This window comes from Pseudomonas cremoris (assembly GCF_014230465.1).
The window spans coordinates 452001-471424 of the sequence record NZ_JAAXCY010000004.1 but is presented as its reverse complement, the minus strand read 5'-3'; the positions used below and the strand labels follow the sequence as shown (position 1 = coordinate 471424).

Here is a 19424-nt window from a genome sequence, read left to right as displayed (position 1 = left end):
GTCAATTGATCTGACACACAACCGGTTTTTTCCCACGAAGGGATCATACTCATCCTTCACTTCCCCGAATGAGGTCACGATGAACCTGCACTTCGAAGAGCTGACCGGCAGCGACGGTGCCCGCATTGGCATCGCCAGCCTGGATGCGGAAAAGTCCCTCAACGCCCTCTCCCTGCCGATGATCCTGGCGCTGGGCGAACGCCTGGACGCCTGGGCCAAGGACCCGAACATCGTTTGCGTGCTACTGCGCGGCAACGGCCCCAAGGCGTTTTGTGCCGGCGGCGAAGTGCGCAGCCTGGCCCTGGCCTGCCTTGAACAACCCGGTGTGGTGCCTGACCTGGCCGCACAGTTTTTTGCCGCGGAATATCGTCTCGACTACCGCCTGCACACCTACCCCAAACCGTTGATCTGCTGGGGCCATGGCTATGTGCTGGGCGGCGGCATGGGCCTGCTGCAAAGCGCGGCGGTGCGCATCGTCACCCCGAGCAGCCGGTTGGCGATGCCCGAAATCAGCATCGGCTTGTATCCCGATGTAGGGGCCAGCAGGTTCTTGTCGCGCCTGCCGGGCAAGTTGGGTCTGTTTCTTGGTCTGACCGGCGCCCATATCAACGGGCGCGACGCCCTGGACCTGGACCTGGCCGACCGCTTCCTGCGTGACGACCAACAGGACGAACTGCTCGATGGCCTGTTGCAACTGAACTGGCAGGAGCAAACGGCGATGCAACTCAACAGCCTGCTCAAAGCACTGGCCCAGGAAGCCGTCGACCAGCAACCCGAAGCGCAATGGCTGCCGCGACGCGCGCAGATCGACGAGTGGCTGGATGTCGGCGATGTGCGCTGCGCCTGGCGCGCATTAAGCCAATTGCGCGAGCACAGCGACCCGCTGTTCAACCGGGCAGGTAAAACCTTGAGCGAGGGTTGCCCGCTGACCGCGCATCTGGTGTGGGAACAGATTCAACGTGCCCGCCACCTGTCCCTGGCCCAGGTGTTCCAGATGGAATACACCTTGAGCCTCAATTGCTGCCGTCACCCGGAATTCGCCGAAGGCGTTCGGGCGCGATTGATCGATAAGGACCAGAAGCCGCACTGGCACTGGCCCGATATCAATAGCGTTCCCGAGGGAGTGGTGCAGGCACACTTTCACAAGGCGTGGGAAGGCAGGCACCCGTTGGCGGACCTCTCCGAGATTTAACGGTGCCCGCCATGGCCTCCGCCGTCATGGCCACCCCGGTTATGACCACCGCCGTTACCCCAGCGATTGCCCCAACCCTGGTTTGGATAGGGTCGGTAATCCGGCCTCGGGTAATAGCGCGGTGCTGGCTGGTAATAGCGCGGCGCCGAATAGTAGCGCGGTGGCGGCGCGTAGTAGCTACGTCCATACAGGTAGGTCGGACCGCCGTAGTAGTAGGCCGGCGCGGGCGCGGTGTAGACCTCGGAACGATAGTACGTGGCACCACCGTCGTAGTAAGGCACACAGGCAGAAAGGGTCAGACCGAGTAAAGCGCTGAGTAGCAATCGTCGATACATGGCGGCCTCCTGGACCGCGGAAGAGCACCTCCAGCGACGCGGGAGGGCGGCATTCATCTTTCACTGAATGACGAAATATCTGACATCAAAAACCGAATCTGGTGCGATCTGGTAATAGATTGATACATCTACGCGGATTGACTGATGACCCCCTTCGAAGCCGCGACCCAAGGGTCAGCAACCCATTAGATTTATCGTTTCAGTAAATTTACCTGGCTCGAAACTGTGCGGATTGCGATGATATCACTATGACATCGCACAAAGCCAGGGAGGCTCTAGCGTGCGCCATTCGCCCCTATCGCCGGATTCGAGCCATGAAAATCGCTACCAAGCTGCTGCTTTCATTTCTTATGTGTGCACTGGTCACCCTCGGGGTCGGCCTGTTGGGTATCCAGGGGGTCGCACGCCTTGCTACAGCCCTGGAACTGACGTTCTCCAACAACCTGGTCTCGGTCAGTAACACGGCGGCCACCCTCAATGGCCTGGTCGCCCACAACCGCGGCCTGTACCGCCTGATGGACGCCAGCAAAGGTGACGTCGCCGCACAAGACCGCGACCGTGTACGCCAAGACATCGCCAACGAACTCAAGCGCAGCCAGGCGGCCTACGCCACTTACCGCGCCACGCCGCTGGAAGACGACGAACGGGCGGCAGGCGACAAGCTCGACCAGCTCTGGCCCACGTACATCAGCAACTCCGACCGCGTCATCGCGTTGCTCGATGGCGGCCAGTTCGAACAGGCCCGCAGCCAACTCAACTCCACCAACAATGAGCTGTTCCGCCAGGCGCGCGAACTGATCCGCGTGATGATCGAGTCCAACAACCGCCAGATCCAAGAAGGCGCCGTCGCCGCCGATGATCTGCGCGCCAGCGCGCTGACCTGGATGATCAGCGGCATTGTGCTGGCCTTCATCATCGCCATCGCCATTGGAGTGTTGATCACCCGCCTGATCACCCGCCCCATCGCCCAAGCGGTAGACAGCGCACAGCGCATCGCCAAGGGCGACCTGACCCAAGCCATCATCACCGAACGCACCGACGAAGCCGGGCAACTGCTGATGGCGCTGTCAGATATGCAGGGCGGCCTCAAAAGTACCCTGGTGGAAATCGCCAATGCGTCCGACCAACTCGCCTCGGCCGCCGAAGAACTCAGCGCAGTCACCGATGAAAGCAGCCGTGGCCTGACGCGCCAAAACGACGAAATCCAACAAGCCGCCACTGCGGTAAACCAGATGACCGCAGCGGTGGACGAAGTCGCGAGCAACGCCGTGTCCACCTCCGAAGCCTCGCGCCAGGCCACCACCGAAGCCGAAGACGGCCGCCAGCAGGTGGAACAGGCCGTGTCCGGCATGCGCTCGATGGTGGATGAGATCAACGACTCTACGCAGTCGGTGGCCGACCTCGCCGGCCAAGTGCGTGAAATCGGCAATGTGATCGACGTGATCCGTGGCATCGCCGACCAGACCAACCTGCTGGCCCTCAACGCCGCCATCGAAGCCGCCCGTGCCGGTGAGCAAGGTCGCGGTTTTGCCGTGGTCGCCGATGAAGTGCGGGCGCTGGCGCATCGCACGCAAACGTCCACCGTCGATATCGAAAAAATGATCGGCGCCGTACAGGTCGGCGCCGATGACGCCGTGGCCGCCATGAACAAGAGCCTGACCTGGGCCACTAACACCCAGGCCCTGGCGCAGAACGCCGGTGAAGCGCTGCAGCGGATCACGGACAGCGTGGCGAAGATCAACGAGCGCAACCTGGTGATCGCCTCCGCGTCCGAAGAACAAGCCCAGGTCGCCCGTGAGGTAGACCGCAATCTGCTGAACATCCAGGATCTGTCCACCCAGACCGCCGCCGGTGCGCACCAGACCAACGCATCCAGCCAAGACCTGTCGCGCCTGGCCACCTCGTTCAACACCTTGGTCAGCAAGTTCCAGCTGTAAACGCTTCATTGCAGTGCATCCGCGCACCCGCGTGATGCACTCGCCCCTCACACAAGCCTCCCCTCCTGCACTGCCCGCCTGAAAAACCGGGCGTCGACACCACTTGGCACGACTCTCGCTATGCCTCTCACGTGCAGGATTGATAACAGGTTCGCGGCACCACAATTTGCAATGGCCGACTAGGGTTCCGGCTCGCTTCAAGCGAGTGGCTGGTCCGAGAGTTGGCGACCTCCAGTTGAGGTTACACGGCGGGATAAAAGCCCGGGAGACAAGCCACCGTTCACGGTGCCGCGTTGCTCCTGCTCGCCCTTGATCAACTGGAGAAGCCCCATGCCATCACCCCGTTTACCCGCCTTGCTCGCCGCCGCCTTTGCTGCCGTGCTGAGCGTCCAGACCCAAGCCGCCCCCAAAGACCACTTCAGTGTGTGCTGGACCATTTACGCCGGCTGGATGCCGTGGGAGTACGCCGGCAGCCAAGGCATCCTCGACAAGTGGGCGAAGAAGTACGGCATCAAGATCGACATGGTGCAGCTCAATGACTACGTCGAGTCCATTAACCAATACACTGCCGGCCAGTTCGACGGCTGCACCATGACCAACATGGACGCCCTCACCATCCCCGCCGCCGGCGGCGTGGACAGCACTGCGCTGGTGGTCAGTGACTTCTCCAACGGCAACGACGGCGTGGTCATCAAGGGCACCGGCAAGACCGTGGCCGACCTCAAGGGCATGAACGTCAACCTGGTGGAACTCTCGGTATCCCATTACCTGCTGGCCCGCGCGCTGGAGTCGGCCGACCTCACCGAAAAAGATCTGAAAGTGGTCAATACCTCAGACGCCGATATCGCCGCCGCTTTCAACACCGACCAGGTGCAGGCCGTGACCACCTGGAACCCGATGCTCTCCGAGATCAAGGCCAAGCCGGGTGTGACCGAGGTATTCGACTCCAGCAAAGTGCCTGGCGAAATCATGGACATGATGGTGGTCAACACCCAGGTCCTCAAGGACAACCCGGCCCTGGGCAAAGCCCTCACCGGCGCCTGGTTCGAGACAGTCGCGCTGATGAACGCCAAAGGCGCCGCCAGCACCGAAGCCCTGGAACACATGGCCAAGGCTTCCGGCACCGACCTCAAGGGTTTCCAGTCGCAACTGGACACCACCAAGCTGTTCGCCACGCCCCAGGAAGCCCTGGCGTTTGCCACCAGCAAACAACTGCCGACCACCATGCGCAAGGTCGCCGAGTTTTCGTTTGAGCACGGCTTGCTCGGTGAAGGCGCCAAGGACACCAGCGCCGTGGGCATGAGCTTTGCCAATGGCGTGACCAGCGGCGACACCGCCAACCTCAAGCTGCATTTCGACCCCAGCTACGTGCAGATGGCCGCCGACGGCAAGCTGTAAGAGGACCCGGCCATGCGCCTGATCAACCGTCACCCGGAACGCTCCAGCCGCTTGCTGTTGGTGCTGCTGCCCTTCGCGTTGCTGCTGTTCGCCTACTTCGTAGGCTCGGCCGAGCGCCTGGCGGCCAACCCCAACGACAAGCTGCTGCCCAGCGCCGTGCAAATGGGCGACGCCATAAAGCGCCTGGCGTTCAGCGCCGACAGCCGCACCGGTGAATACGTGCTGTGGCAAGACACCGCGTCAAGCCTGCAGCGTCTGGCCATCGGCCTGGGCATCAGTGCCCTCGCCGGCTTGTGCCTGGGTATTGCCGCCGGGACCTTGCCGCTGTTTGGCGCGCCGCTGTCGCCACTGCTGACAGTGCTGTCGATGGTGCCGCCGCTGGCGATCCTGCCGATCCTGTTCATCGTGTTTGGCCTGGGCGAGTTGTCGAAGGTGATGCTGATCGTGATCGGCATCACCCCGGCATTGGCGCGAGACCTGGAACAGCGCGCGCGGGAAATTCCCGTCGAATTGCTGGTAAAAGCCCAGACCCTCGGTGCGTCCACCTGGACCTTGATGCTGCGCGTGGTGTTGCCGCAATTGCTGCCACGCCTGCTGATCTCACTGCGCCTGATGCTGGGTTCGGCGTGGTTGTTCCTGATTGCCGCCGAGGCCATCGCCTCCACTGATGGCTTGGGCTATCGGATCTTCCTGGTACGCCGCTACCTGGCGATGGACGTGATCCTGCCCTACGTGGTGTGGATCACCCTGCTCGCCTGGCTGATGGACTGGGGCCTCAAGGCCCTGACCCGGCGCGCGTTCCCCTGGTACGAAGGAGCGCGGGCATGAGCTTTATCAGCGTGAACAATGTGTGGCAGCGCTACGGCGACCAAGTGGTGCTGGAAGGCCTCAACCTGCACGTGGCCGAGGGTGAGTTCTGCACGCTGGTGGGCACCTCTGGCTGCGGCAAATCCACCTTTCTGCGCCTGCTGCTGGGCCAGGAAACCGCGAGCAAGGGTGAGATCCTGTTGGATGGCCAGGCCCTTGCCGCCGAGCCGGATGCCAGCCGAGGTGTGGTGTTCCAGCGTTACTCGGTGTTCCCGCATTTGAGCGTGTTGGACAACGTCGCGCTGGGCCTTGAATTGCCCCGCTCGCGCCTGCTGGGCCGGCTGTTCGGCAAGGCCAAGCGAGACGCCCGGGAACAGGCTGCCGCGCTACTGCATAAAGTCGGTCTCGGGCATGCCCTCGACAAATACCCGGCGCAGCTCTCTGGCGGTATGCAGCAACGCCTGGCCATCGCCCAGGCCTTGATCATGAAACCCCGCGTATTGCTGCTGGATGAACCCTTCGGCGCCCTCGACCCGGGCATTCGCAAAGACATGCACCAGTTGCTGCTGGAGCTGTGGCGCGAAACCCGGCTGACGGTGTTCATGGTCACCCACGACCTCAGCGAAGGCTTCAGCCTCGGCACGCGCCTGCTGGTGTTCGACAAGGTGCGCGTCGACCCCCACGCCCCCGGTGCCTATGGCGCCCGCATCACCTACGACATTCCTTTGAACAGCGAACGCCGCAAGGCGCTCGCCGCTGAACTTGGAGCGACTGCCCAATGACCGATTCCACCCAACTGTTCCCACCGTTTGCCGAAGAAATGCTGCCCGGCGGCGGCCACCGTTCGTTTGTGCTCAAGCGCGGGCAACTGCTGCGCCTTACCGACCTGCGCGGCGGCGCCAACGTCAGCCTCACGCTGCTCAATGCCAATGAAAAAACCGAGCGCCTGAACCTGCCCGACAGCCTCAAATGCCAACACACCGCCAAGCTCACCACCGGCCATTGCCTGTACTCCGACATGGGCCGAGTACTGGCCGCCATCACTGCCGACACCTGCGGCTGGAGTGACAGCATCGGCGGCGTGCTCTGCGCCAGCGAAGTCACCGAAAAGTACGGCCAGGGGCGCTACCAGGAACTGCGCAACGGCTTCTTCCGCAACGGCACCGACAACCTGCTGGTGGAGTTGGGCAAGTGGGGCCTGGGGCTGTCTGACCTGCTGATGACCCTCAACCTGTTCAGCCGCGTCAGCGTGGATGGCGACGGTGGCCTGCACTTTGTGCCGGGCAATTCCAAGGCGGGTGACTACATCGAACTCTACGCACCGATGGACACCCTGGTGGTGCTCACCGCCCTGCAACACCCGATGGACCCGAACCCCGATTACGCCCCGCAACCGCTGAAACTGAGCTGGATGAACGCTGACAAAAGCGTCGCCGAACACTGCCGCACCTCGCGCCCGGAAAACGAGCGCGGCTTTATCAACACCGACCGTCTGTTCGCCTGAGGAGCTGCCATGTCTATCGCACTGAAACAACCGGATGCGGCCGTGTACCGCGCGACCATTCCCGCTGGCGAACCGTGGCTGATGGAGGTCAAGGCCGGGCAGACCTTGCGCATCCTCGACCTGGAGGGCAACCAGGCTGTCGACACCTTGTTCTACAGCCTCAAGAACCCCAAGGAACGCTACGACGTGCAACGCACGTTGCGGCGGCAAAACAGCGTGTACCTGGGCACCGGCAGCGTGCTGTATTCCAACCTCGGCCAGCCGATGCTGACCATCGTCGACGACACCTGTGGCCGCCACGACACCCTCGGCGGCGCCTGCGCCCAGGAGAGCAACACCGTTCGCTACGCCCTGGAAAAACGCTACATGCACAGCTGCCGTGACAACTACCTACGGGCCTGCGCCCACGATGGCCGCCTGGGTAAAGGCGACATCGGGCCGAACATCAATTTCTTCATGAATGTGCCAGTGACAGCCGACGGTGGGCTGACGTTTGAGGACGGTATTTCCGCCCCCGGCAAATACGTGGATTTGCGTGCGGAGATGGACGTGATCGTGCTGATTTCCAACTGCCCGCAATTGAACAACCCGTGCAATGCCTACAACCCCACTCCTGCGGAGCTACTGGTATGGAACTGAAAATGAAGCGGTTGCGCCAATGGCTGTTCACCCTGTGCCAATCCCGCGCCGGGCAGTGCCTTAACAAGCACTGAGGTTCAAAATTGTGGGAGCGGGCTTGTTCGCGAATACGGTGTGTCAGCACGTGCATCTGTAACTGAAACTCCGCTTTCGCGAGCAAGCCCGCTCCCACCTTTTGGATCTCCACTGATTTCGGAATTTGCGCTGCGGACGACCGTAGCGTCACCTTCACTTTGCGGGACGGCCCGCAGGGTTTTGCCATGTTCGAAAAACTCTTGATCGCCAACCGCGGCGCCATTGCCTGCCGCATCCTGCGCACCTTGCGCAAGCTTCACGTAAAAGGCGTTGCGGTGTACGCGCAAGCCGATGCCGCCAGCCTGCACATCCAGCAAGCCGACGAAGCCTACAGCCTCGGTGAAGGCGCGGCGGCAGGCACTTACCTGGCGGTGGAAAAAATCCTCGCCACCGCCAAGGCCTGTGGTGCCAAGGCCATCCATCCGGGTTATGGCTTTCTCTCGGAAAACGCCGCCTTTGCCGAGGCCTGTGAAAACGCCGGCATCGCCTTCGTCGGGCCAACGCCCGAACAACTGCGCGTGTTCGGTCTCAAGCACACGGCCCGCGCCTTGGCCAAGCAGCACCAAATCCCGTTGCTGGAGGGCACCGAGCTGCTCGACAGCCTCGACGCCGCCCTGCTCGCCGCCGACCGCGTGGGCTACCCGGTGATGCTCAAAAGCACCGCCGGCGGTGGCGGTATTGGCATGCGCGTGTGCCGCCATGCGACCGAATTGAGCGAATCCTTCGACGCGGTCAAACGCCTGGGCCAGAACAATTTCAGCGATGCCGGCGTGTTTATCGAGAAGTACATCCAGCACGCCCGTCACTTGGAAGTGCAGGTGTTTGGCGACGGCGCGGGTGAGGTGATCGCTCTCGGCGTGCGTGACTGCTCGGTGCAACGGCGCAACCAGAAAGTCCTCGAGGAAACCCCGGCGCCGAACCTGCCCGACGGCATGGCCGAGGCGTTATGCGCGGCCGCCATCACCCTGGCCAAAGCGGTGAACTACCGCAGCGCCGGTACCGTGGAATTTATCTTTGATAGCGCCGATGGGCGCTTCTATTTCCTGGAAGTGAACACCCGGTTGCAGGTGGAACACGGCGTCACCGAACAAGTGTGGGGCGTGGACCTGGTGCGCTGGATGGTGCAATTGGCGGCAGGTGAAATGCCGCCGTTGAGCGAGCTTGTTTTAAGCCCTCAAGGCCATGCAATCCAGGCACGTTTGTATGCAGAAGACCCTGGCCGGGATTTCCAACCCAGCCCGGGCTTGCTGACCCAGGTGGACTTCCCGGTTGCCGATGGCCTGCGCATCGATACCTGGGTAGAAGCCGGGTGTGAGATCCCACCGTACTTCGACCCGATGATCGCCAAGCTCATCACGTGGGCGCCTACCCGGGAGCAGGCACGCCTGGATTTACACCGGGCACTGAGCGACAGCCAACTCTACGGCGTGGAAACCAACCGCGATTACCTGCGCCAGATCCTGCTCGCCGCGCCCTTCGCCAGTGGCCGCCCATGGACCCGTTGCCTGGAAGATCTGGTCTACGTCGCCGACACCGTCGAAGTGCTGAGTGCGGGCACGCAAACCAGCGTGCAGGACTACCCAGGCCGCCTCGGTTATTGGGCGGTGGGCGTGCCGCCGTCAGGGCCGATGGACAGCCGTGCGCTGCGCCTGGGCAATCGCCTGCTGGGCAACAGCGACGGTACCGCCGCGCTGGAAATCACCATGAGTGGGCCGATGCTGCGCTTCAATTGCGCGGCGGTCGTGGCGGTCACCGGCGCAGTCATTCCGCTGCTGTTGGATGATCAACCGGTGCCGATGAATACCGCGCTGTTGATCGAGGCGGGTTCGGTATTGAGCCTGGGCACCCTTGCCGGCGCCGGCGCACGCAGTTACCTGTGCCTGCGCGGCGGGTTGCAGGTGCCGGACTATCTGGGCAGCAAAAGCACCTTCACCCTCGGCCAGTTCGGCGGCCATGGCGGGCGCGCGTTGCGGGCCGGCGATGTGTTGCATCTGCGGCCATTGACGGACGCGAGTGCAGGGCAACAATTGAAGGCCGAGCCGCTGCCGCAAACGCGCACGCTGCGGGTGATCTACGGCCCCCACGGCGCGCCGGAATACTTCAAGCCCGAGTACATCGACACCTTCTTTGCCACTCAATGGGAAGTGCACTTCAACTCCAGCCGCACCGGCGTACGGTTGATCGGGCCCAAGCCGTTGTGGGCACGCACGGATGGCGGTGAGGCGGGGCTGCACCCGTCGAATATCCATGACAACCCCTATGCCATCGGCGCGGTGGATTTCACTGGTGACATGCCGGTGATCCTCGGGCCGGACGGGCCAAGCCTGGGCGGGTTTGTGTGCCCGGTAACGGTGATCGAGGCGGACTTGTGGCAACTCGGCCAGCTCAAGGCCGGCGACAAAATCTGCTTCGCACCGGTCGGCCTCAAAACGGCCCGGGAGCTTGCTTTGAAATGGGATCAAGTGCCTGAGCCAAGCCAGTCTTCTCAAGTGATCGAGTCGCCGGTGGTACTGGACATCGGCAGCGCCGACACCCAACTGGTCGCTCGCCTTGCCGGTGACACTCACCTGCTGCTGGAAATCGGTGCGCCGGAGCTGGACCTGGTGCTGCGCTTTCGCGCCCACGCCCTGATGCAAGCGCTGGAGGCCCGTGCCCTGCCGGGTGTGATCGACCTGACGCCGGGCATTCGCTCGTTGCAGATCCACTACCAACCCGAACAACTGCCCCTGGCCGGCTTGCTGGCGTTGATCGCCAACGAGTGGACCGCCGTATGCGCCACGCAGAACCTGCAAGTGCCCTCACGCATCGTGCATTTGCCGCTGTCGTGGGACGACCCGGCGTGCCAGCTGGCGATCGAGAAATACATGACCACCGTGCGCAAGGACGCGCCATGGTGCCCGAGCAACCTGGAGTTCATCCGCCGCATCAACGACCTGGCCAACCTCGACGAAGTGCGCCACACAGTGTTCGATGCGAGTTACCTGGTGATGGGCCTGGGCGATGTGTACCTCGGCGCCCCGGTGGCCACGCCGCTGGACCCGCGCCATCGCCTGGTGACCACGAAATACAACCCCGCGCGCACCTGGACCGCCGAGAACTCGGTGGGCATTGGCGGTGCGTACCTGTGCGTCTACGGCATGGAAGGCCCCGGCGGCTACCAGTTTGTGGGGCGGACCTTGCAGATGTGGAATCGCTACCGGGAAGTCGCGGCGTTTAAAGGCAAGCCGTGGTTGCTGCGGTTCTTTGACCAGATCCGGTTCTATCCGGTGAGTGCTGACGAGTTGCTACGGATTCGTCGGGATTTCCCCTTGGGCAGATTTGAGCTGGGGATTGAGAACAGCCAGTTGAACCTGGCCGATTACCAGGCCTTCCTGGCGCGCGAAGCAACGGGCATCAGCGCGTTTCGTGAGCAACAGCAGCACGCCTTCAACGCCGAGCGCGAACGCTGGATCGCCAGCGGCCAGGCGCATTTCGACAGCGAGGAGCTGGCGGCGCCACTGGGCGCGAACACGCCGCTGCACACCAATGAGTACAGCATCGACAGCCATATCGCCGGCAACCTCTGGCAGGTCCAGGTCACCGCCGGTGAGCGAGTGGCCGCGGGCGATGTGCTGGTGATCCTGGAGTCGATGAAAATGGAAATCCCTGTGGTGGCGCCGTTCGCCGGCACTGTGCGTGAGATCCCCGTGCAACCCGGCAGCGGCATTGGTGCCGGGCAGCGTGTGGTGGTACTGGAACGTGACTGACATTTCTATTTCGACAGGCGGACAAGCCATGAACCTGCAACTGGACAACCTGCGCAATGCCTACCTCAGTGGCGACACCACCCCACGGGCAGTGCTGTTGCATCTGCGTGAAAAAGCCGCGCAATTGAACCCCGACTATCACCTGTTCATTCACCTGCTCAGCGTTGCGCAGATGGAGCCATACCTGGCCGCTCTGGAGCGTCGCGACCCGGCAGAGTTGCCGCTGTACGGCGTGCCCTTTGCAATCAAGGACAACATTGACCTGGCCGGTATTCCCACCACCGCTGCCTGCCCGGCGTTTGCGTACGTGCCGCAGCACAGCGCGACGATTGTCGAGCAGCTGATCGCCCTGGGCGCCGTGCCGCTGGGCAAGACCAACCTCGACCAGTTCGCCACCGGGCTCAATGGCAGCCGCTCGCCGTACGGCGTCTGCCCCAACAGTGTGTTGACGGAATATCCGTCGGGCGGGTCCAGTGCGGGATCGTCATTGGCGGTCGCACTGGGTGTCGCCAGTTTTGCCTTGGGTACCGACACCGCTGGCTCCGGGCGTGTGCCGGCGGCGCTGAACAATTTGGTTGGGCTCAAGGCGACCAAAGGGTTGATCTCCACCGCAGGGGTGGTGCCGGCATGCCGCACATTGGATTGCGTCACCACGTTTACCCGCACCGCACGGGAAGCCAGCCAGTTGCTGGCGCTGACTGCCAGGCTTGATCCGCTGGACGCCTACAGCCGCCAGAACCCGGCGTGGAATGACGCGTCGGCCTTTGGCGCGCCCAGGCCTTTTCGCTTTGGCGTGTCGCGCCCGGAGGACCTGGAATTCTTTGGCTGCGCGCAAGGCCCGCGGCTGTTCCAGCAAGCCATCGCCCGCATGATTGCCCTCGGCGGTGAGCCGGTGGCACTGGACTTGTCACCGTTCCTTGAAGCGGCGCGCCTGCTCTACGAAGGACCGTGGGTGGCCGAACGCTACAGCGTGGCCGGTGAGCTGATGGAACGTGATCCCGAGGCGGTGCTGCCGGTGATTCGTGCGGTATTGGCCAAGGCACCGGCGGTCACCGGCGTCGACACCTTCCGTGCGCACTACCGCCTGCAAACCTTGAAAGCCCAGTGCGACCGCGCGCTGGAAGGGCTGGACTGCGTGCTGACGCCCACGATCGGTCGCCCGGTGACGCTGGCAGAACTGCACGCCGAACCGGTGCTGCGCAATGCTGAACTGGGCTACTACACCAACTTCATGAACCTGCTGGACTACGCCGCCGTCGCCGTGCCCAGCGGCGTGATGGACAACGGCCTGCCGTGGGGCGTGACCGTATTTGGCCGAGCGTTTACCGACCAATACCTGTTGGGCGTGGCAGATGCGTTGCAGCGTCAGCACGATGCATCACTGGGCGTGCCCACCACTGTCGCCAGCCATGACTGCACACGGTTGGTGGTGTGCGGCGCGCACCTGCAGGGGCTGGCACTGAACAGCCAGCTGTTGCGCCGGGGGGCACGCCTGATTGAGCGCACCCGCAGCTCGGCCGACTATCAACTGTTCGCCCTGGCGGGTGGGCCGCCGTATCGCCCCGGCATGCTGCGGGTGAGCGAGGGCGGCGCGGCCATCGAAGTGGAAGTGTGGGAACTGCCGAGCCGTGAACTGGGCTCCTTCCTCACCGGCATCCCGGCGCCCTTGGGCCTGGGCAAAGTGCAACTGGCGGATGGGCGGTGGGAAAGCGGCTTTATCTGCGAGCCCTATGGGCTGGCGGGCGCGGTGGACATCAGCCATTTCGGCGGCTGGCGCAGCTACCTGCGCAGCTTGCAATAGCCGGACGGGACTGTATCGTGCAGGGAACTCCGGGGCCCTGCCCGATACAGCCTGAATCGACCGATGACCACCCCTACCCTCTGCCCCGCCTGCGGTGCGCCCAACGACTGCTCCCTCGCCGACCCGCGCACGGCCGATCAAGCCTGCTGGTGCTACAGCGTCAGCATCGACCCCGCGGTGCTTGAAGCCTTGCCCGATGAACTGCGCAACACCGCCTGCCTGTGCCCGCGCTGCGCCCAGGTGGACAAGCAATTGAAACGTCAAAATGCGCGTTGATCGCTTCCTCAGCAACCTCCCTCGTTTCAATCGCAAGCAAGTACGCCTGCTGCTGGTAGAACGGCGGGTGACGGTGGATGGTGTGGCGGTGATCGATCCTCACCATGAGGTGCGCGAATTCAGCCACGTTTGCGTTGATGATGAGGTGCTGCAAACAGGCAAGTCGGCACGGTACTTCATGCTGCACAAACCTCAGGGTTGCGTCAGTGCCACGTCGGACCCGCAGCACCCTACAGTCCTCGACCTGCTGGATGAGCCGGATACACACGAGTTGCATATCGCCGGTCGTCTGGACTTCAACACCACCGGTCTGATGCTCATCACCAATGACGGGCAGTGGTCACGACGCCTCACGCAACCGCAGACCAAGCTGCCCAAGGTCTATCTGGTGGAGACCGAGCAGGAAATTGGTCCGGAATACGCAGTGACCTTCAAGGCGGGCCTGTATTTTGCGTTTGAAGACCTGACCACCCAACCCGCCGAACTGGAACTGTTGGGGCCGACGACGGCGCGACTGGGTATTGTCGAGGGGCGTTATCACCAGGTGAAACGCATGTTCGGGCATTTCAATAACAAGGTGATCGGCTTGCATCGCGAACGGATGGGCCCCTTGGTGCTCGATGCTGCCTTGGCGCCGGGCGAGTACCGGGCGCTGACTGACGACGAAATCCGACAGGTCTGATGACCGTTCAGCCGGTACTGGTAAAAAACCACGGTGTTGCCTTGCGAGGCAGCACCTCTGCTGCTTGAATCAAAACGCCAGCCAAATTATGACTGGCGAGTCGCCTATAACCTCCAAGAAACACTTTGCCCCCGCCCGCGCTTGATCTACGGGCCTTCCAGGCAAAACTGCCCGCCATAACAACACCCGTCGGCCAGCCGTCATCGGATCGACATGGGCTCTCCATTTCCAGGCGTATGCCTACCTGTCACAAAGCTCGTGCAGAGTTATCTGCGCGCCCTACCCGCTTGCCAGGAGTCTTACGACATGAGGCCAGAAATCGCTGTGTTGGATATACAGGGTCAGTATCGGGTTTACACGGAGTTCTATCGCGCGGACGCTGCTGCAAAGACCATCATCATGGTCAATGGCTCCATGGCCACCACGGCATCCTTCGCTCAAACCGTGAAAAGCCTGCACCCGCAGTTCAATGTGGTTTTGTACGACCAGCCCTACGCTGGCCGCTCCAAAATCCATAACCGCCATGAGCAAATGCTGACGAAGGAAATCGAGGGCCAGATCCTCCTGGAACTCATCGACCACTTCGCCGCCGAACACGTGCTGTCATTTTCTTGGGGCGGCACCGCCACCCTGGTCGCCCTGGCCCACCGGCCACGTCGCGTAGAAAAGGCCGTGATCAGCTCATTCTCACCGGTGATCAACGCACCGATGCGCGACTACCTTGAGCGCGGCGTCGATTACCTCGGCAACCTCGACCGCGACCGCGTCGGCCACCTGGTCAACAGCACCATCGGCAAGCACCTGCCGTCGCTGTTCAAGCGTTTCAACTACAAACACGTGAGCAACCTGGCCGAGCATGAATATGGGCAGATGCACTTCCATATCAGCCAAGTGCTCCACAGCGACCGGCTGTGCTACCTCAAGGCGGCCAAGCAGATCGATATTCCGGTGTTGTTTGTAAACGGTGAATGGGACGAATACACCAGTGCCCAGGATGCCAAGCTGTTTGGCCAGCACGTGGCCCATAGCAGTTTCAGCACCGTGCAGGCCACGGGGCACTTTCTGGACATGGAACACAAGGCGGCGTGCCGGGACACCCGGGAAGCGGTGGTCGGGTTTCTGAAGCCAGAACGGCAGGTCAGCCGGTTGCGCTATCAACAGGGCCAGACACAGCATGCCTTTGCGATCTGAAATGAAGGCCCGCTTAGGTGGGAGCCGGTCTTGCCCGCGATACGGACGCCTCGGTGTGCCAGCCACACTCAGGTGAAGCTATCGCAGGCAAGCCAGCTCCCACACAAGCTTGCGCATGGCACGTAACCCACACATTTTTGAAGAAAAACTTCAAATCCCGGCAAACATCTGGTACAAAGTCAGCCGCTCTGAGCGGGTATAGTTTAATGGTAGAACAGTAGCTTCCCAAGCTTCCGACGAGGGTTCGATTCCCTCTACCCGCTCCACTCAGATTCTGCGCTTGCGTCAGGTTTGTTCCTGACGGGAGAGGCAAAAAAAACCGGTCCTTGGTGACCGGTTTTTTTATGCGCGAAATTTGTTGCGTTGATAAAGGCGACAACCGTGCGCGGGCGAGTAGGCCGGGTAGCTTTCGGGATACCAACGCACTCGATGTCCCGCGCACAGCTGCCATTGAGCACCGCCTGACGCGGACAGCGGCTGACAAACCATATGCAGCGCGCCCTACGTGCGCAACCTGAAGTGTTCCGATGGTTGTGTAGGCAACGTCGCAAGACTAAAAGTACGAGATAAATGACCTCTGTCCAGAAACCAGAAACAGAAAAGCCGGCACATAGTCGGATGCAGTTTACCTAAAGCGCCGCGATCTCAAGATTATCTATGTTCCAACGCTGCCAGTACGTGGCAGGGGTCGTTGTATAGGGCACGCAACAATGCTCTTGCTGGTCCTTCTGGCTCACGCCGCCCTTGCTCCCAGTTTTGAAGCGTTCCTACAGGCACATCAATCGCCTTCGCAAAGCGCGCTTGAGAAAGCCCCGTGGCATGTCGAATCTCTTTTACCTTCAAAGCATCAACAAAAAACTCACGGGATGGAGGGCGCTCACCCCTTGCGATTTCATCCATCTGGGTCATGCTTTCGACCAGGCGATTGAACAGTTTTTTCTCCATCACTCCCACCTTCTGTTTATCTCGCTCAGAACTCGTTTTTCTGCCAGCGAAAGATCGTCTTTGATGCCCTTTCTGTATATCAGGATCAATCTAATTTGATACGCCCTACAGAGGTGATAATAAATCACCCTGACGCCGCCGCTTTTCCCCCTGCCCGGCATAGCCCAACGGATTTTTCTCAATCCATTGGTCCCTTGAATGACATCCCCGGCAGTGGGGTTCTCGGCCAGAAACGCCTGGAATTCACCGTAACTTTCCTCGCTCAGAAGTGTTGCTAAATCTTCTGTAAATACGGGTGACTCTATAAATATCATACCCACGCCTGTACGTCATTGGCGCATAAACAGCTTAGTCTTGCCGCTTCCAATCTAGCAACGCCCACTCGTCACTCACAGATAGGTAAACGAAAGATGCGCCACAATGTGTGAAGCGCAAACTCTACAACCACAGGATCAGTGATTTGACGTAGGACGCAACTGAGTTTCCCATCCGAAAAAAGACAATCAATCTTCCCTCCCTATCCCCTCTGCACCACCCACGCCAGCGGCAACGTCACCATCAATAAACCCGCCAATACCATCACCGCCACTGGCACCCCCAGCACATCCCCCACCCCGCCAAACACCACCGGTGCCAGCGCCCCGCCGCCAATCGTGCCGGTGTAGAACAGCGCAAATGCCTGCTCGCGTTTTCCGGCATTAGCCAAATCCGGCACGGCCCCGTAGAGCACCGAGGATGTTCCGTTCAGCACCAGGCCTAGCAGCGGCAGCATCGCCATCAACCCATTCAGCGGCAGGTACACCGCTGCAACGATCAGCAAGGCCGTACCTGTTTCCGTCAGCCACACGGTCTTCATCATGCCGATGCGCGCGCCGAGGTAACCGCAGAACAACTTACCGAACGCGCCGCCGATAAACAGCAGGGTCAGCGCCAGACCTATGCCTGCGGTGCCGGCGCCTTTGGCTTGCAGCAGGAACGGCAGGAAGGTGAGAAACCCCATGCGCACGGCACTGTCGAGGGTGCCGGTCAATATCAGCGCGCGCAGGCCGCTGACAGAGCCAGTACCGCTGAGGGATTTTGTTTTTTTCAGAGCTGTAGGCGCTTGCGACTGGCCGGGAATCAGCCACCACAACAGCCCCGCCGCCGCCAAGCCGAGCACACCCAAGAGCGTGACGCTGGCACGCCAACTGATGACGGTGAGTAGCAGGCCGACCAATCCGGGAATCAGGGTTTTGCCGATGTCGCCGGAAAAGTTGTACTGGGACAGTGCCTGCTTCACGCCGCCACCGTCTTCGTAAGCATCAGTGATCATCGACGAGGCCAGCGGATGTTGCGTACTGGCGCCCAGGCCACCCAACAGTAATGCCAGTAGCAACATGGCCAGCCCGGTCGCTTGCCCGACCAGCAAGTAAGCGACACCCGCAAGCGCAGTGCCACCCACTAGCATCGGCACGCGGCCCCAGCGTTTGGCGGCACGGCTGGCCAACAATTGGAACACCGCCATCATCCCGGAATAGGCGCCGCGTAAAAGTCCGATCTGCGCGTAGGACAGTGCAAACTGCGCCTGCCAGATCGGCAGCAACACGTAAATGACATCAGTGAGACCATCATGCACGGCATGGGCGCTGCAACCGGCGATCAGCGAGCGACGACGGGTGGATTTTTCGGCAGCGGGCACGGCGACGACATCGGTCATGGTGTAGGAATCAGTTCAGGTTTAAGAGGCTTCCAACCGGTCTGCGCGATCAGCAGGGTCAGCAACTGGAAGGTGATAATCAGCACCACACAGCCTACCCAACCCCAGCGCTCCCAGAGCAGCCCCGGGACGATTGCACCGCAGCTACCGCCAAGGTAATAGCACGTGAGGTAGACGCCCACGGCACCGGCTTTGTTGTCGCCAGCACTGGCAGTGGTGAAGGCATTCGCGGCCGCTTGGGCGAGGAATACGCCGGTGGAACTGAGGGCCAGCCCCAGCACAATGCTCCACAGGAACGGCAACAAAGTCAGGACTGAACCCACAACGCCCAGCAACGCCGCGACGCTCAACAACTGGGCGTGAGGCCGGGCCTTGCTGAGGCGACCCGCGATGGGGATCACGATCAGCGCCAGCAGGAACACCGCGTAAAGCGTACCCAACGCCGCAGGCCCGAGATTGAAAGGCGGTAGGCCAAGGTACAAACCCGCGTAGGTAAACGCTGCAACCTGGGAAAACAGCACGCAAAAGCCCACGGCGTATGCAGCCAGCAAGGGTTTGCGAAAAACACTCGAGCTAGAGGTTCTGACACGCTGCGTACGCGCACGGCTGACCGGCAACAGGAACTGGATAAACCCACCCACCATCAGGCTCAACACCGCGAGCAATTCAAAGGCCTCGCGCCAGCCCACATAGTCGGTCATCACGCCGGTGACAAATCGCCCGGCAAACCCGCCCAACACCGTGCCCGCTACATACAGGCTGGTGACTTCAGTCACCGTGGCGCCGCTCCAGCGGTCACCGATGTAGGCCACGCTGGTGGCGAACACCACCGGGATCAACATGCCTTCGACAAACCGCCACACCAACACTTCGACAAAGCTGTTGGCATAGGCGGTCATCAGCGCCGGCACCGCCAACAGCAGCGCGGCCACGCTGATCACCGTGCGCTGTTCGAAACGACCGGTCAGCCGGCTGACAAAGGGCGCGGTGATCGCCACTGCCAACGTTGTCACCGTGATACTCCACCCCGCCGCTTTGGCGCTGACCTGAAACTGCGCGGCGAACGTCTGGAGAATGCTCTGGGTAGCATAGAGGTTAAGGAACGCCGCGCAGCCACACAGAAACAGGGCAAGACGGGCACAATGCAGTCGCGGCTTCATGAAACCTCTCGTTTTATTTTGTGAGGTCTTTATAGAATGG

At 61.6% G+C, this 19424-nt stretch carries 17 protein-coding genes, 1 tRNA gene and 1 riboswitch; of the genes, 13 read left to right on the top strand and 5 right to left on the bottom strand.

Going from position 1 to position 19424, the window contains the following annotated elements:
• The first annotated feature begins 79 nt into the window (after positions 1 to 79).
• Entirely contained in the window at positions 80 to 1192 is a 1113-nt protein-coding gene (locus HF257_RS12115) for an enoyl-CoA hydratase/isomerase family protein (protein ID WP_185709461.1), read from the top strand.
• Here the strand turns inward: HF257_RS12115 and HF257_RS12110 are convergent.
• Positions 1189 to 1527: a hypothetical protein gene (locus tag HF257_RS12110; protein WP_185709462.1), complete on the bottom strand. Its 339-nt coding sequence runs from the start codon at positions 1525 to 1527 to the stop codon at positions 1189 to 1191. The genes HF257_RS12115 and HF257_RS12110 overlap by 4 nt on opposite strands.
• Before the next feature lie 314 nt (positions 1528 to 1841).
• Between HF257_RS12110 and HF257_RS12105 the strand changes: the two genes are divergently transcribed.
• From HF257_RS12105 to HF257_RS12050, 12 genes are all read left to right on the top strand, one after another.
• Entirely contained in the window at positions 1842 to 3464 is a 1623-nt protein-coding gene (locus HF257_RS12105; RefSeq protein ID WP_185709463.1) for a methyl-accepting chemotaxis protein, read from the top strand.
• A 168-nt stretch (positions 3465 to 3632) separates the two neighbouring features.
• Positions 3633 to 3734, top strand: a riboswitch (guanidine-I (ykkC/yxkD leader).
• Positions 3735 to 3794: 60 nt separating this feature from the next.
• Complete coding sequence (locus tag HF257_RS12100) at positions 3795 to 4862, top strand: putative urea ABC transporter substrate-binding protein (RefSeq protein ID WP_185709464.1); 1068 nt, start codon at positions 3795 to 3797, stop codon at positions 4860 to 4862.
• A 12-nt stretch (positions 4863 to 4874) separates the two neighbouring features.
• Positions 4875 to 5690, top strand: coding sequence for an ABC transporter permease (locus HF257_RS12095; protein ID WP_185709465.1), 816 nt, complete (start codon positions 4875 to 4877; stop codon positions 5688 to 5690).
• On the top strand, positions 5687 to 6451 hold the full coding sequence (locus HF257_RS12090; RefSeq protein ID WP_185712082.1) for an ABC transporter ATP-binding protein: 765 nt from the start codon (positions 5687 to 5689) through the stop codon (positions 6449 to 6451). The genes HF257_RS12095 and HF257_RS12090 overlap by 4 nt, the downstream gene beginning before the upstream one ends.
• Entirely contained in the window at positions 6448 to 7173 is a 726-nt protein-coding gene (locus HF257_RS12085; RefSeq protein ID WP_185709467.1) for an urea amidolyase associated protein UAAP1, read from the top strand. Before HF257_RS12090 ends, HF257_RS12085 begins: the two co-directional genes overlap by 4 nt.
• A gap of 9 nt (positions 7174 to 7182) precedes the next feature.
• Complete coding sequence (locus tag HF257_RS12080) at positions 7183 to 7812, top strand: urea amidolyase associated protein UAAP2 (RefSeq protein ID WP_185709468.1); 630 nt, start codon at positions 7183 to 7185, stop codon at positions 7810 to 7812.
• Positions 7813 to 8072: 260 nt separating this feature from the next.
• Positions 8073 to 11633, top strand: coding sequence for an urea carboxylase (gene uca, locus HF257_RS12075; RefSeq protein WP_185709469.1), 3561 nt, complete (start codon positions 8073 to 8075; stop codon positions 11631 to 11633).
• A gap of 28 nt (positions 11634 to 11661) precedes the next feature.
• On the top strand, positions 11662 to 13434 hold the full coding sequence (gene atzF, locus HF257_RS12070; protein WP_185709470.1) for an allophanate hydrolase: 1773 nt from the start codon (positions 11662 to 11664) through the stop codon (positions 13432 to 13434).
• 63 nt (positions 13435 to 13497) lie between these two features.
• On the top strand, positions 13498 to 13710 hold the full coding sequence (locus tag HF257_RS12065; RefSeq protein ID WP_185709471.1) for a cysteine-rich CWC family protein: 213 nt from the start codon (positions 13498 to 13500) through the stop codon (positions 13708 to 13710).
• The gene (locus HF257_RS12060) at positions 13700 to 14392 is read left to right on the top strand and encodes a pseudouridine synthase (protein WP_185709472.1); all 693 of its coding nucleotides are present in this window, start codon (positions 13700 to 13702) and stop codon (positions 14390 to 14392) included. Before HF257_RS12065 ends, HF257_RS12060 begins: the two co-directional genes overlap by 11 nt.
• A 306-nt stretch (positions 14393 to 14698) precedes the next feature.
• On the top strand, positions 14699 to 15583 hold the full coding sequence (locus tag HF257_RS12055) for an alpha/beta fold hydrolase (protein WP_185709473.1): 885 nt from the start codon (positions 14699 to 14701) through the stop codon (positions 15581 to 15583).
• Positions 15584 to 15775: 192 nt separating this feature from the next.
• Positions 15776 to 15849: transfer RNA gene (locus HF257_RS12050), tRNA-Gly, on the top strand.
• A gap of 385 nt (positions 15850 to 16234) precedes the next feature.
• Here HF257_RS12050 and HF257_RS12045 read toward each other — a convergent pair.
• From HF257_RS12045 to HF257_RS12030, 4 genes are all read right to left on the bottom strand, one after another.
• Complete coding sequence (locus tag HF257_RS12045; RefSeq protein ID WP_185709474.1) at positions 16235 to 16528, bottom strand: helix-turn-helix domain-containing protein; 294 nt, start codon at positions 16526 to 16528, stop codon at positions 16235 to 16237.
• Entirely contained in the window at positions 16528 to 16842 is a 315-nt protein-coding gene (locus HF257_RS12040; RefSeq protein WP_185709475.1) for a hypothetical protein, read from the bottom strand. Before HF257_RS12040 ends, HF257_RS12045 begins: the two co-directional genes overlap by 1 nt.
• A 203-nt stretch (positions 16843 to 17045) precedes the next feature.
• The gene (locus HF257_RS12035; protein WP_185709476.1) at positions 17046 to 18224 is read right to left on the bottom strand and encodes an MFS transporter; all 1179 of its coding nucleotides are present in this window, start codon (positions 18222 to 18224) and stop codon (positions 17046 to 17048) included.
• Positions 18221 to 19384 carry an MFS transporter gene (locus HF257_RS12030; protein WP_185709477.1) on the bottom strand — a complete coding sequence of 388 codons (1164 nt, stop codon included), beginning with the start codon at positions 19382 to 19384 and terminating at the stop codon, positions 18221 to 18223. Before HF257_RS12030 ends, HF257_RS12035 begins: the two co-directional genes overlap by 4 nt.
• Positions 19385 to 19424 lie beyond the last annotated feature (40 nt).